This is a genomic window from Aestuariimicrobium sp. T2.26MG-19.2B, from assembly GCF_950101875.1.
Taxonomy (GTDB): domain Bacteria; phylum Actinomycetota; class Actinomycetes; order Propionibacteriales; family Propionibacteriaceae; genus Aestuariimicrobium; species Aestuariimicrobium kwangyangense.
On the sequence record NZ_CATNLW010000001.1, the window covers coordinates 1,687,580 to 1,701,391 of the forward strand.

The window sequence follows — 13,812 nt, forward strand, 5'->3', positions numbered from 1 at the left end:
CATCACAGGGGAGCCCATCCCGCGCGAACCGGGAACCAGCGGCCGCCCCGTCCGCGCCTGAGGGTCCATCGTCCGCAGTGGGCGACCCGGTCGAGTTCGGTGACGACGGCTCGCACGACGGCCTCGGCGTCCTCGTCCTCGGACCGGTCGTTCGAGGCGGCCACGCCGAATCTCAGGTGGATCTGGGGCTGCCCGCCGATGACCTCGATGCTGCGGTCCTCCACCCGGTGAGTGCGGGAAACCGTTGCCTCCGCCGCGGGGAGCACGCTCTCGTGCGCCACGCCCGGCCTCGTCGCCAGGATGTCGACACTGACGCGGTAGGACGGCACTCGACCACCCTAGGGGCGAGCTGGTGCCCCCAGCGGGGATCGAACCCGCGACCCATGGATTAAAAGTCCACTGCTCTGCCAACTGAGCTATAGGGGCCCGCCAATCCTAGCGGGCACGCACGGCTGGTCATTGCGCGAGGGTGCACCGATCCGGCTGCTCGATGGCACTGAGCCCCCGCAACCTGCCGCTGGGGCGATCCGGAAGCCGGAATGGGTCACCGACCCCCACTGACCCCGCCCGCGCAAGATGAGCCAGGGACGTCGCGGGCCACGCGCCTCGGGCGTGGCAGCCCACCGCCGCTCAGCTCCTGCGGCCCGCCGCACTCAACCACGGTGGACGCCGCGTCGGCTGGGAGGGATGCTGCTCCCACTCGCTGGCCCACCGCTCGTGGCCCTCGGGAAGGGCCTCGTGTCGTGAGTGACCGATGGCGTCGGCGATCTCGAGCTTCACCGCGGTCAGGTCGCGCAACTGGTCCTCGGTAGCCCTTGAACGCTCGCCCCGCCTCCTGACGAAGTGCTCCGCCTCAAGTCGGTGCGCCTCGCACCTCAACTCGATCAGCCTGCGGTGGGTGTTCCGCTGAGCCAGCGGCACGTCGAGATGCGCCTCGGCGGCACGCAACCAGCCGTAGTCCCGGTTGATCCGGATCAGCCCCGGGTCGACCTGCAACGGCTGGTGCACCGGAACCTCCGGTTCGATCACCCGCATGCCGGCCGAGCGGGCATAGGCGATTTCGTCGCGCTCGATCTCGTCCGCCATGATCTCGGTGGCACGCGAGGCGATCAGGGCGATCGAGGAGACGGCGAAGCTGTGCTTGGGAGGGTTGTCGACCGCGGCCGAGCTGACCACCCAGCAGCGATCCACCCCCAGCTTGGCTGCCATTTCGGCGGGGATGTTCTCCCGGACACCCCCGTCGACGTAGTACTCGCCCTCCAACTCCACGGGGGCGAACACCGCCGGGATCGAGCAGGAGGCCAGTACCCCGCGGGAGAAGTCGTGCACCTCGTGGCCGACCACTTCGTCGTCGCGATCGACGAGCCGCCCGTCCTGACGCATGAATCGCAGCTCGCCCGACTCCAGACAGACGGTCGAGATCCGCACCGTCATGCCCGACGAGGCGACCTTGTCGGAGCGGTACGTCTGCTCGTCCAACAACCGCTCGAGCAGGGGACCGGGACGGTACATCGAGCGGGTCGCCTCAGCTCCCCGCAGGATGATGCCGAGATCCGAAGGCGCCCCCCGTAACCGCGGCAGGCTCGACATCAGTTGCATCACCACCGAGGGCGACCAGCCGCTGGTCTCGGGGGTGTTCTCGGCCATCGCGATCCGGAGGGTCTCCGCCTGGCCGGACAGCTGTTCCTCATCCGCGAGCGGGGGATCGTCGTCCGTGGCGCGCTTCCTGGTCGCTCCCAGCTTGGGCGCGGACGGCATCGGACGCTCGGTGGAGAGCAGCGCGACCCACTCCTGACCCCGCGCCTGCAGGGTGGTGAACCAAGGCCGCTCGGTGAACATGTCTGACTGACGGCGCAGTTCGTACAAGAGCCCCTCCAGCTGCCTGACTCCGGCGGCCTGCTCCTCGGGGTCGATGCTCTGTCCGATCATGGCCGACAGGATCGAACCGGAGGACGTGCCCACCACCACACTCGGCCGGATCCCCACCACCTCGTAGAGGTAACGCAGGGCACCCAGCTGGAAGCTCACCTTGGAGCCCCCTCCCGAGAGGACGAGGCCCTCGACGGGGTTGGCGCCGTGCGACCACGGCAAGGTGGGCAGTCCACTCCACGAGAACCGCGACATGGCCTCAGCCTAGGTGACATGCGACTGCCCCCCGTGGGAGGGGAGCCGCCATTCGCGGTCATCCTTCCCTCGGGGGGCAGGTTGTTGTCACCGATGGCCCCAGCCTCGTCCGGAGACAAGGGAGGGGCCCACCCACGTCACTCGGCCGCGGGGCGCTCCCCACCCTGGAGCTCGACGTGGGGGAGCAGGAAGGTCACCAACCAACCCACGAACATGACGCAGGCACCCACCAGGAAGACGAGGTTCATCGAGTTCGAGAAGCCCTCGAGGAAGGGCCTGGCCAGACGCGGGTCCAAGTGCTGGATGAACGAACTGTCGCTCAAGGGGTTGAGCCCGCCCCGGTCGCCGGACTGCAGCGCCTTGACGAAGGCCTGGTTGACCGGGTTCTGCATCACCTGGGGATCCTTGACGGCCGCCTGGAACTCGGCCGTGGGCACCCATCTGGTGAATGCCTCTGCCAACTTGGTCGGTACCACCGAGAACAGGATCGACAGGAAGACCGCGGTACCCAGGGTGCCTCCGATCTGGCGGGTGAACGTGGCCGACGAGGTGGCCACTCCCATGTCCTTGCGGTCGGCGGAGTTCTGCACCGCCAGCATCAGGGGCTGCATCATGAAGCCCAGCCCCAGCCCGAACACGATCATGGGAAGCATCACCTTCCACATGGCCGTGTCGTAGCGCAGGAAGCTGAAGAGCACCAGCCCCACGGTCAGCAGCAACCCGCCCATGCGGATGAAGCGGCGGTAGCGTCCGAACTTGCTGATCAGCTGTCCAGCCAACACCGAACCGGTCATGATGCCCAAGGTGAGCGGCAGCATCAGCAGGCCGGCCTTGGTGGGGGAGGCGCCGCGGACGATCTGGAGGTACAGCGGCAGCATGGCCAGACCACCGAACATGCCGATGCCGATCACCACCGAGATGATGGACGAGATGCCGATCGTGCGGTTGCGGAACAGGTGAAAGGGCAACAGAGCCTCGTCGCCCATGCGCCTCTCGATGAGGGCGAACGAGACGATTCCGACCAGGCCGACGGCGTAGCAGAGGATCGAGTCCAATGAACCCCAGCCCCACCTGCGGCCCTGCTCGGCCACCAGCAGCAGCGGGACCGCGGCGACGGAGAGCGCCGCAGCACCCCACCAGTCGATGCGGTGGTCGAGGCGTCGATGACGCAGGTGCAGGGTTCGTGCCACCACGATGAAGGCAATCAGTCCGAGAGGCACGTTCACCAGGAAGACCCAGCGCCAGCCCGAGACCCCGAGGATGGATGACTGGCCAGCCAGGAACCCACCGACCACCGGGCCCAGCACCGACGAGGTGCCGAAGACGGCGAGGAAGAAGCCCTGATAGCGGGCGCGCTCCCGCGGGGGGACGATGTCACCGAGGATCGCCAGCGCCAAGGAGAACAGGCCTCCGGCGCCGAGTCCCTGGACGGCGCGGAAGACCGCCAACTGGTACATCGACCCCGCCAGCGAGCACAGCGCCGACCCGAAGACGAAGATGGTGATGGCGGAGAGGAAGAAGCGCTTGCGCCCGTAGATGTCCGACAGCTTGCCGTACAAGGGCGTGACGATGGTCGAGGTGATCAGGTAGGCGGTGGTGGCCCAAGCCTGCTGGCTCAGACCGTCCAGATCGTCGGCGATCGTGCGGATGGCCGTGGCGACGATGGTCTGGTCGAGCGCGGCCAGGAACATGCCGGTCATCAGGCCGATCAGGATGGTGACGATCTGCGCGTGGGTGAGGCCGGCGTCGGCCTGGGCGCTGGCTGGTGCCGATTCGGCGGTGGCGTGGGAGGTCATGTCAGCACTCCTGCTGGTCGGTGGTGGGCTGGGACGATGCTGGAACCGAGGACTTGGCTTCGCGGAGCCGCTGCAGCCCGACGTCGAGGTCGTCGAGGAAGCGGGCGAGCAGGTGGGTGAACTGGTCCCGGTCCTCCGCGGACCAGCCAGCCATCACCTCGTCCAACTGCTGGTTGCGGGAGGCGCGGAGGGCGAGGACGAAGGCCTTGCCCTGCTCGGTGATGCCCAGTTGGGCCGCGCGGCGGTCCTGCGGGTCGGGCACCTTCTCGATCAGCCCCAGTTGGGTGAGGTGGCTGACCTGTCGGCTGGTGGTCGAGACGTCGGCGTGCAGGGCCTGGGCCAGGTCGCTGAGTCTCTGGGGTTCGGCCCAGACCCGGAACAGGATGGGGTAGTGGAAGGGATCCACGTCGGGGTGGGGCACCTGCATCAGGTGCTTGCCGGCCTGGATCAGCTTGACGAGTCGCATCAAGTGGTCACCCAAGGTGCGGGCGGGAGGCGTGGGCACGGCGGTTCCTTCGAGCGGATCATGGATCGGAGCGGCCAGTGCCGCTCAGGAGCGTTGATTGCACCCCGCAATTAGTTTGCGCCGGGTGTTTGCAGGATGCAAACGAAATCCGTTCGCCCTCGGCTGAGGGGTGGGGGAGTGGTCTGCCGCAGGTGGGTCTCTCGTCGGCGACCCCCGCGAGGGTCCCGGCCCGCGAGTTCTGGGAGAATGCTGACGTGACCACGCCTGTCGACTCCATCCACCACCGCGCCGCTCCCGAAGACCTGAGTCGGTTCGCCTGGCTCTCGATCGCGGCTGCGATCGTCACGATCGCCCTCAAGACCGGTGCCTGGTTGATGACCGGATCGGTCGGTCTGCTCTCGGACGCGGCCGAGTCGATCGTCAACCTGGTGGCGGCCATCGTCGCCCTGGTCGCGCTCAAGGTGGCCATCCGTCCGCCCAGCAAGTCCTTCCAGTACGGCCACTCGAAGGCTGAGTACTTCTCGGCTGCGGTCGAGGGGATCATGATCTTCGTCGCCGCGGCGGTGATCATGTACTCGGCCATCACCCGCTTCTTCTCACCGCAGCCCCTGGAGAACATCGGCGTCGGTCTGGCCGTCTCGGCGCTGGCCTCGGTGATCAACGGGCTGGTGGCGTGGGTGCTGATCCGGGCCGGACGCAACCACCGCTCGGTCACCCTTCGGGCCGACGGCCACCACCTGCTGACCGACGTGTGGACCTCGGTCGGCGTCATCGTCGGTGTCGGGCTCGTCGTGATCACTCACTGGACGCGGCTGGATGCCATCGTCGCCTTCGCGGTGGGCATCAACATCCTGGTGACCGGGTGGCGCCTGATCGCCGAGTCGACCGCTGGCCTGATGGACGCCTCGCTGTCGAAGGACGACAACGAGGCCATCGTGGCGCTGCTCGACCGCTTCAGCTCCGAGGAGATCATCTTCCACGCCCTGCGCACCCGCGAGTCGGGGCGGCGACAGTTCATGGCGGTGCACATGTTGGTGCCCGGCGACTGGAGCGTGCAGCAGGGTCACGACGCCGTCGAGGACGTCACCGAGGAACTGCTGAAGCTGATGCCCGAACTGAGGATCACGATGCACCTGGAGCCGATCGAGGATCCTCGATCCTATGAGGACATGGACATCTGAGACCGACGTTGCAGGCAGCCGTGCTCAGCCGATGGCGACGGGCCGAGCCGGGTCACCCGGGCGGGTGACCAACGTGGTCGCGCGGGCACCGGCGTCCGGGAACTGCGAGCGGTACTCGGCCAGCCAGCCGGCGGCGAACTCCTCGGCGTCGACCGTGGGGACAAGCGCCCACACCGAACCACCGAAGCCTGCCCCGAAGGCCGAGGCAGCCAGCGCGCCGCGCTCGCGTGCCAACCGGGCCAGGGCGACGGTCTCGTCCACCTGGTTGCCCAGGTCGGTGGTGGTCAACCGCTGCGACTGGTCGACGAGTCGTCCGAACCCGACGAGGTCACCTGCCGCCAAGGCCGCCGCAGCGGCGGGGACGATGCGGTCGGACTCCTCGAGGAATTGGTGCAACCGCTTCGCAAGACGGTCGTCGCCGGCCACCAGGGCCCGTAGCCGGTCGGGAGCATCGGGTGAGGAGGCGACGGCGTCGGCGAGCACCACGTCGGAGCGCCCGGTCTGGGCGTTCCAGCGGTCGACGATCTCGAGGGTCGACAGTGAGGCCCGGTTGTAGAGGTCACGGGCGGCACCGGTCTTCTCGGCGGCCACCCCCGAGACGGCCACGACGAACGACAGGTCGTCGGGGAAGGGGATCTGGGCCTCCTCCCGGATGGGGCAGAACGAGAACTGACCGAGGTGGCCGGTGACGCCGCAGAGCATGCCGGTGTGGTCCTCGGATCCACCGAAGGTTCCGACCCCCCGATGTCCCGCCAGGCTGCCGAAAGACATGCCGTTCTCGATGCAGGCCACGTAGCCGGCCAGGTCGATACGGGTGGCGATGTTCTCACGCCACGCCGGGTGGTCGGTGATCGAGTTGAGGTCGACCAGCGCCAAGGCGATCGCGGTGATGAGGGCCGATGACGACGACATGCCACTGGCCAGTGGAAGGTCCGAGCTGACCTCGATCTCGGCCGGGGGCAGGGCACCGAAATTGGAGCGGAGACGGTCGACGACAGTGGCCAGGTAGTGGCCCCAGTGGCCCTCGGGCAGGGATGCTCCATGGCCCGAGCGGGGTGCCTCACCGGTACGCATCAGCACCACCTCGCCCGGGGTGGCGTCGGTTCGTCCGATGAACTCGTCGCCCGACGCGAACCTCGCCTCGACGGTCACACCCCGGTCGACGGCGGCCAGCAGCGAGCGGCCGCCGGCGTAGTCGGTGTGCTTGCCCAACACCTCGATGCGCCCGGGCACGAACCACCGCACGACGGCGTCGACCCGACGGCCGGTCTGGGCGCTCACAGGGTGCACGGACGATCTGCGAGGGCCTCACCGACCGAGGCGATGTCGCCGCGGTTCGACATGTCGAGCACCCCGGCCCGCACGGGCACCAGGGTGACGGTCTCACCGGACTCGATGGCTGCCCGCACGGCGTCCACGATCTCGTACTCGCCGCGCGCCGACAGCGGCACGTGGCGGGCGGCCTCGAGCACGGCCGGCCCGAGCAGCCAGCAGTTCATCGACACCAGCGGCGACTCACCGGCAGCGGCCACCTGGTCGGGGGAGGGCTTCTCGATCAGCGAGGTCAGGTGTCCCTGGTCGTCCGCGGTGACCAGGGCGAAGGCGGCGACCCGGTCGGCAGGGATGTTCGACTGCTCGATCATGGCGCGGGAGTCGAATCCCAGCAGCCCGGAGGTGGTCAGCCCGTTGAGCAGCGCCACCGCCTCGGCGGGGTAGTAGTTGTCGGAGTTCACCAGCAGCACCCGGTCGTCACCCGCGAAGTCCGCGGCGGCGAGGTAGGCGTTGGCGGTACCGAGCGGCTCCTCCTGCACGGCGTAGCTGATCGTCACGCGGGTCTTCTCGACGCTGTCGTAGTGGTCGCGGATCACCTGGTGCTCGGGCCCGATCACCAAGCAGATATCGGTGAAACCGGCATCGGCCAAGGCCGAGATGACATGGTCGAGGAAGGGGCGTCCGACCGAGATCATCGCCTTCACGCCGGAATCGGCGGCGGCCTGTTGCTGCTCGGTGAGCGCGACCCCGTCGGCCTGCTTGCGCATGCGCGAGCCGAGCCCGCGCGCCATGATCACTGCCTTGGTGTTCGCCATGACGGCAGCCTAGTGAGCGGGTGACGCGCGCTGCGCCAGATGCGCACCCCCCTGAGCGTCGTGCCGCCGGTTCAGGAGGCGGGCGTGTCGGGGGCGACGGGCACCACCTGACCGTCGGCGGTCAGCACGGGCTCCTCCAGCCCCTCCGACTCATGGGGTGCGGTGTCCCGGTCGCCGTCGCTGCGGGGCACGTCCTCGTCGCCGTCGATCTCCTCGATGATGGCTGCTTCCTCGATGGCGTCGAGCGGGTCGAAGTCACTGGGTGGCTCGGTCATGGCCCCAACCTAGTCACGCTCCCGATGCAGGGGACAGGTTCACGCGCAAGGGGGCTCGGTCGCCGCCGTGGGACGGGTCAGGCCTCCCGCACGGACTGCTTGACCAGCGCCACCATCGAGGGGCGCACGCTCAACTCCGTCACCCCTGCGCGGATCAGTCGCGGTACCGCGTCGAGGTCACTGGCGAGGTCACCGCAGACACTGACCGGCAGGCCCATCAGTCCCAGGCAGGTCATGGTGATCAGGTCGAAGACCGCTTCGGACGAGTCCCGGGCGAGCCGTTGGACCGAGGCGTTGCCCCGGTCGACGGCGGCCGTGTACTGGGTGAGGTCGTTGGTGCCGATGCTCGCGAAGTCGACCAGGTCGACGAAGTCGCCGGCGCGGATGGCTGCGGCTGGCACCTCGACCATCATGCCGAGCGGCACGGGATCGGAGTGGAGTTCCCGACACACTGCCTCGAGTCGCCGCCGCGCCCACAGCACCTCGTCGGTGGTGGTGACCATCGGCAGCATCACCTTCACCGGGGTCTGGCGGTTGGCGAGCACGACCGCCCGCAACTGCTCGTCGAAGACCTCGGGCACCCGCCTCATCGTCCGCACGCCGCGTTCGCCGAGGAAGGGGTTCAGTTCGGCGACCTGGTCGATGAAGCGCAGCGGCTTGTCAGCGCCGGCGTCCCAGGTGCGCACGGTGATCGGACGACCGCCCAGGGCCCGGCCCACGGCGATGAACACCTCCGCCTGTTCCTCAGCCGAGGGCGCCGTTGCGCGGTCCCCGAACAGCAGTTCGGTGCGCACCAGACCTGATCCGTCCGCACCTTGGTCGGATGCGACCTGCGCATCGGTCAGGTTGGAGATGTTGGCCTTCACCACGATCAGGGCGCCCTGGCGGGTCATGGCCTCCTCGTGGCCGTGCTGGCGGGCCTCGACCTCGGCCTGGGTCCGCTCGGCGCCGCGGCGCCGCAGGTCGTCCAACTCGGCTGGTGACGGGTTGACCCACACCCGCTGTTCGACGGGGTCGACAGCGACGAGGTCCCCGGTCACGACCGACAACTCAGCCTGGCCGGTCACCACGGGTATGCCCCGCGAACCGGCCACCAGGGCCCCGTGCCCGGTCGCCCCACCGGCACGGGTCAGCACGGCGAGGGTGAGGGACGCGTCGAGCGAGGAGGCGGTGAGGGCGTCGAGTTCCTGCACCACCAGCACGTGCTCGCCCTCGGTCGGGGGGCTGTCGTCCGAGGGGCGCAGCAGGGCTTCGAGCAGTTGGCGGCGCAGGGAGCGAAGGTCCTGCGCGCGATCGCGCAGGTGGGGGTCGGCGAGTTGGTCGAATTCGGCGGCCACCTCCCCGAAGACGGTGTCGACCGCCTCCACGACCCCGGAACCGGCGGCGACGCGGTCTCGTACCGAGGTCGCCAACTCGTCGAGCAGGGCCAGTTGTGCGGCGAAGATGTCGCCGTGTGAGCGCTGGGCTCGGGCCTGCAGGTCGGCGACGAGGTCCGTGAGCACCCGGTCAGCCCTGGCGGGCTCGTCGGTCGACGGCGTGTAGGTCGAGAGGTCGAGGTCGTCGGAGACCACCACGGCCGGGCCGACGACGACCTGCCGCCCGGTGAGGTGGCTCCCGGCAGGGCCACCTCCGGGGGTTCCACCCGACGCCATCCCGGCGCTGGCCGCCGAGGTGTCGGGCTCGCGCTCGCCGAACTGGTCGGACACGAGTTCGGCCAGGCGGTCGATCGCCTGCTGCGCCTGCGGGCCGACGGCTGCCGCGGCCAGGTGCTGGCCGTGGGCGACACCCAGCGTGGCCACCTTGGTGACCGAGGTCGCGGGTACCGGACCTCGTCCGGTGGTGGCATTCGAGAGCACCACCTCGGCATCGAAGGCGCGCAGTGCGCTGACCAACTGGGCGACGGGTCGGGCGTGGAGCCCATGCTGCATGGTGATCTCGAACTCCGCGGTCACCGGATCACCGGCTGCCGCGGGGCTGATGTCGGGGGAGGGAGCTGGCTGCCATTGGTCGTCATCGACTGCGCCCAGGTGCTCACGCTTGGCCGACAGGGCCGACAGCGCCTCATCGGCGACCTCGTCGAGACTGGCTCCCGACGCCGCGCTGACGGCCGCCACCAGCAGACCCTCCACCAGTGGGGCGGGGGAGAGCCTCACTCGTGCTGACTGGTCGGGGTCGAGGAACTCACAGGCCATCTCGGCCGACAGCACCGCGGATCCGAGATCCATCAGCACGAGCACGCCCTCACCCGAGTCTGCCCGCTGGATGGCGTCGGCGATGGCCACGGCGTCGGTGCCGAACCCACCGTCCGCGGTACCCGCCGCACGTTCAAGGCGTACCCCCGAGTCGGCGGGCACCATCTCGCGGGCGAGCGAGGCAGCGGCCTCAGCCACGGCGGTGCTGTGCGAGACGACCACCACCCCGATCATCGGTTCACCTCGAACCCATCCCCCATGCCCAACACCCCCATGCCCAAAACCCCCAGCACCGGGCTCAGCGCAGCGTGCGGGCAGCGCTCTCGATCAACAGCGCCACACTGGTCGCACCGGGATCCTGCACCCCCCGGGAGCGCTCGCCCAGATAGCTGGCCCGGCCCTTGCGGGCGATCAGCGGCACGGTCGCGTCGCGGCCGGCTGCGGCGGCCTCGGCTGCCTTGTGCAGCGCGTCTGCCAAGGAGTCGCCCCCGGCGATCGCTTCCTGGCAAGCCCGGACGGCCGGTGCGAGGGAGTCGATCATGGTCTTGTCGCCCTCTGCTGCCTTGCCACGGGCGACCACCCCGGCCAGCCCTGCCTCGAGTCCCGCCGCGAACTCGGCCGGGGACATGTCAGGCCCCGTGGCCGCCGTCGCCAGCCTCAGGAAGAAGGTGCCGAACAACGGTCCGGACGCCCCACCCACCGTGCTGACCAAGGTCATGCCGGCGGCCTTCAACAGCGCCGCCGGTTCGGGGTACTGGCCCGGATCCAGGGCGGCCACCGCCGTCATGCCCCGTTCCATGTTCGACCCGTGATCGGCATCGCCGATCTGGCGGTCGAGGTCGGTCAGAAGGTTGGCGTTCTCGTGCACCAGAGCAGCGAAATCGGCCAACCAGGTGGCCACGGCGGCGGTGTCAGTCATTCAGGCTCCCCAACGAAGTCCCGGCGTGTTCACCGGTGCGTCCCACAGCTTCAGCAGATCGTCGTCCGCCTTCAGCACGGTCACGGAACAGCCTGCCATCTCCAGCGAGGTGATGTAGTTCCCGACGAGGTTGCGGACGATGGTGACGCCTCGGCTCTCGAGCAGCGCCTTCACCTCGGCGTAGACGATGTAGAGCTCGATCAGTGGGGTGCCACCCATGCCGTTGACCATCACGATGGCGTCGCCGGCGAAGTCGAGGTCGGCCAGGATCGGCTCGACCAGTTGCGCGGCCACCTCCTTGGCGCTGCCCAGCGGGAGTCGCTCGCGGCCCGGTTCGCCGTGGATGCCGATGCCGAGCTCCATCTCGCCCTCGCCGAGGTCGAAGGTGGGCTTGCCAGCCGCCGGAACCGTGCAGCTGGTCAGGGCCATGCCCATCGACCGGCCGGTGGCCACGACCTGCTGGGCGACCTTCAGGCAGGAGTCGAGGTCGCGTCCCTCCTCGGCGGCGGCTCCGACGATCTTCTCGAGCAGCACCGTCAGACCGACACCGCGGCGACCGGCGGTGTAGAGGGAGTCCTGCACGGCGACGTCGTCGTCGACGACGACAGCCGCCACCCGCACCCCCGATTCGGCATCGGCCAGTTCGGCGGCCATCTCGAAGTTCATGATGTCGCCGGTGTAGTTCTTGACGACGTGCAGCACCCCCGCACCGGCGTCGACGGCCGTGGTGGCGGCCATGATCTGGTCGGGTGTCGGTGAGGTGAAGACCTCACCGCAGACGGCGGCATCGAGCATGCCGATACCGACGAAACCCCCGTGCAGGGGTTCGTGGCCGGAGCCTCCGCCCGAGATGACGGCCACCTTGCCCTGGCGGGTGGGTTCGCGGCGCAGGATGACCCGGTGCTCATGGTCGACACGCACACGGTCAGCATGTGCGGCCTCCACTCCGAGCAGGGAATCGCGGACGACGGCGCCGGCGTCGTTGATGAGCTTCTTCATGGCCTCAGTCTGGCACCGAGCCCACCCCCACGGGTGGGGAAGTGAAGGAACCCTCAGCCGCCGATGGGCCCGTCGTCCGAGGCCTCGGCGAGGGCCCTCTCCCACAGGGGCCACAGCTTCTCGGCGGCACCCGGAGCGGCCACCAGCATGCCTCCGTGAGAGGGGAACAGTGAGTCGCCACCGTCGGAGTTGACGATGCGGGCTCCTGCCTCGGAGGCGATCAGCACCCCTGCCAGATGGTCGATGGCGTGGAACTCGTGCACCAACCCACCGATGCCTGACTGGCTGGCGATGCGGGTCATCGTCAGCGTGCCCGAACCCATCACCCTGGTGGTGACGTGCTCGTCGGCCAGACTGGCCAGGAAGGGTTGCATGCCGGGCCAGAACTCGTGGCCGGCCAGTTCGGTGAGCAGCGCCGTCCCGGCCAGCTGCCGCACCGCCCCGATCTGCAGGGGCTCACCGTTGCGCACGGCACCGAGTCCCCGCACCGCCAGGAAGATCTCACCCGACCACGGCTGGGCCACGACGGCGACGACGGGTTGGTCGTCCACCGCGAGGGCCAGGCTCATCGAGGTCCAGGGCAGGTGGTTGGCGAGGTTGGTGGTGCCGTCGACCGGGTCGAGGTACCAGGTCGGACGACCGGGTTGGGTCTGCCCGCCCAGCTCCTCGCCGACGACCAGGTGGTCGGGGAACTCGGCGGCGATGATGGCGCGCACACGCTCCTCGACGGCGACGTCGACGGCAGTCACGATGTCTGCGGCGTGCTTCTTGGTGGTGATCCGGCCCAGGGTGGCCGTGCGGGTGTGGGCGATGGTCCACTCGGCGATCTGTCTGGCCACGCACACCCAGCGGGCCACCTCGACGGTGAGCCCGGAAGCCCCGGCGAGCGCATCGGCGTCGGCCCAGGCCAGCGCCAGGGGGCTTGAACCGGCCACCATCAGGTTCTCGCCGGTGTTGACCGGCACCAGGCTTCGCAACACCCGCGGGCGGTTCGTGGTGATCTGGTCGACGCCCAGCGCCAGCAGCCAGGTCATCTCCTCGGCGGAGTCGACCGTCCACGTGGCGCAGCGCAGACCGAGCTGGTGGATCTCGGTGACGAGGTCGCGGGTGAGCAGGGTCCACTCGACGTTGACGGTGTCCGGGCGCTGTCGTCGCAGCAGGTCATGGTCGAGCGCCCCTCCCAAGTGGTTGTGCGCGAGCGTGGCCGATGGGTCGAGTTCTCGGATCCGCCGCATGGCCTGCGCGTCACCACACCACTCGATGGCCACCGTGCCCCGCCCCGCCGTGGTCTGCCCCATCGTGCCGTTCCCCGGCTCCGTCTCCTTCACCGTGTGCGGGTGGTCACGCAGCACCCGCCAGGCGACCTCGGCGTCATCGGCATCGACGGTGTCGACCAGCACCGTGGGTCGTCCGAAACCGGGGCGTGGTGACGTGGCCGCCACCAGGTCGATGGTCTCGGCCAGGGTGGGGATGCGAATGGGTCCGACGCCCAGTTCCCGGATCTCGGCCAGCGTCTGCTCGCCGACTGGCCTGGCCCGACCCCACAGTCGCAAGGTCGTGGGGTCGTGGAGCACGATGCTGACCCCGTCGGACGTGGTGCGCACGTCGAGTTCGATCACGTCCACCCCCGCCTCGATCGCCGCGGCGAAGGCATCGAGGGTGTTCTCGCGAGCCGACTCCGGATCGCCTCGGTGGCCGACGACGCGGCAGACATTCATGGGCACGGGTTGCTCCTGGGTGGTGGGCGTTCAGGTTGTGGCAGTTCTGTGGTGG

12 protein-coding genes and 1 tRNA gene are annotated in these 13,812 nt (G+C 69.2%); 1 reads left to right on the plus strand and 12 read right to left on the minus strand.

Annotated features, from left to right (window positions below):
- Positions 1-2: 2 nt before the first annotated feature.
- The 5 genes from QQZ11_RS07525 to QQZ11_RS07545 all read right to left on the minus strand — a co-directional run bounded on the left by QQZ11_RS07525 (position 3) and on the right by QQZ11_RS07545 (position 4,425).
- Positions 3-329, minus strand: a complete 327-nt coding sequence (locus tag QQZ11_RS07525; protein WP_284549642.1) for a hypothetical protein — start codon at positions 327-329, stop codon at positions 3-5.
- Positions 330-350: 21 nt separating this feature from the next.
- A tRNA-Lys gene (locus QQZ11_RS07530) sits at positions 351-426 on the minus strand.
- A 204-nt stretch (positions 427-630) separates the two neighbouring features.
- Positions 631-2,124, minus strand: a complete 1,494-nt coding sequence (locus QQZ11_RS07535; protein ID WP_284549643.1) for a patatin-like phospholipase family protein — start codon at positions 2,122-2,124, stop codon at positions 631-633.
- 137 nt (positions 2,125-2,261) lie between these two features.
- Entirely contained in the window at positions 2,262-3,920 is a 1,659-nt protein-coding gene (locus QQZ11_RS07540) for an MDR family MFS transporter (protein ID WP_284549644.1), read from the minus strand.
- Between the two features lies 1 nt (position 3,921).
- The gene (locus QQZ11_RS07545; protein ID WP_284549646.1) at positions 3,922-4,425 is read right to left on the minus strand and encodes a MarR family winged helix-turn-helix transcriptional regulator; all 504 of its coding nucleotides are present in this window, start codon (positions 4,423-4,425) and stop codon (positions 3,922-3,924) included.
- A gap of 215 nt (positions 4,426-4,640) precedes the next feature.
- On the opposite strand from QQZ11_RS07545, the gene QQZ11_RS07550 reads away from it, so the two are divergent.
- Positions 4,641-5,567 (plus strand): cation diffusion facilitator family transporter, encoded by a 927-nt coding sequence (locus QQZ11_RS07550; protein ID WP_040438582.1) that lies wholly within the window; start codon positions 4,641-4,643, stop codon positions 5,565-5,567.
- A gap of 24 nt (positions 5,568-5,591) precedes the next feature.
- Here QQZ11_RS07550 and QQZ11_RS07555 read toward each other — a convergent pair whose 3' ends face one another.
- The 7 genes from QQZ11_RS07555 to QQZ11_RS07585 form a co-directional block, all read right to left on the minus strand.
- Positions 5,592-6,848, minus strand: a complete 1,257-nt coding sequence (locus QQZ11_RS07555; protein ID WP_284549648.1) for a galactokinase family protein — start codon at positions 6,846-6,848, stop codon at positions 5,592-5,594.
- Positions 6,845-7,654, minus strand: a complete 810-nt coding sequence (locus tag QQZ11_RS07560) for a nucleotidyltransferase family protein (RefSeq protein WP_284549650.1) — start codon at positions 7,652-7,654, stop codon at positions 6,845-6,847. Before QQZ11_RS07560 ends, QQZ11_RS07555 begins: the two co-directional genes overlap by 4 nt.
- 71 nt (positions 7,655-7,725) lie before the next feature.
- Positions 7,726-7,929 (minus strand): hypothetical protein, encoded by a 204-nt coding sequence (locus QQZ11_RS07565; protein ID WP_022911010.1) that lies wholly within the window; start codon positions 7,927-7,929, stop codon positions 7,726-7,728.
- A gap of 77 nt (positions 7,930-8,006) precedes the next feature.
- Positions 8,007-10,355 (minus strand): dihydroxyacetone kinase phosphoryl donor subunit DhaM, encoded by a 2,349-nt coding sequence (gene dhaM / locus QQZ11_RS07570; RefSeq protein ID WP_284549651.1) that lies wholly within the window; start codon positions 10,353-10,355, stop codon positions 8,007-8,009.
- A gap of 64 nt (positions 10,356-10,419) precedes the next feature.
- Positions 10,420-11,040 (minus strand): dihydroxyacetone kinase subunit DhaL, encoded by a 621-nt coding sequence (gene dhaL, locus QQZ11_RS07575; protein WP_284549653.1) that lies wholly within the window; start codon positions 11,038-11,040, stop codon positions 10,420-10,422.
- Positions 11,041-12,039, minus strand: coding sequence for a dihydroxyacetone kinase subunit DhaK (gene dhaK / locus QQZ11_RS07580; protein WP_284549655.1), 999 nt, complete (start codon positions 12,037-12,039; stop codon positions 11,041-11,043).
- A gap of 53 nt (positions 12,040-12,092) precedes the next feature.
- A complete protein-coding gene (locus QQZ11_RS07585; protein ID WP_284550194.1) occupies positions 12,093-13,757 on the minus strand; it encodes an inositol monophosphatase family protein in 1,665 nt (554 codons plus the stop codon).
- Positions 13,758-13,812 lie beyond the last annotated feature (55 nt).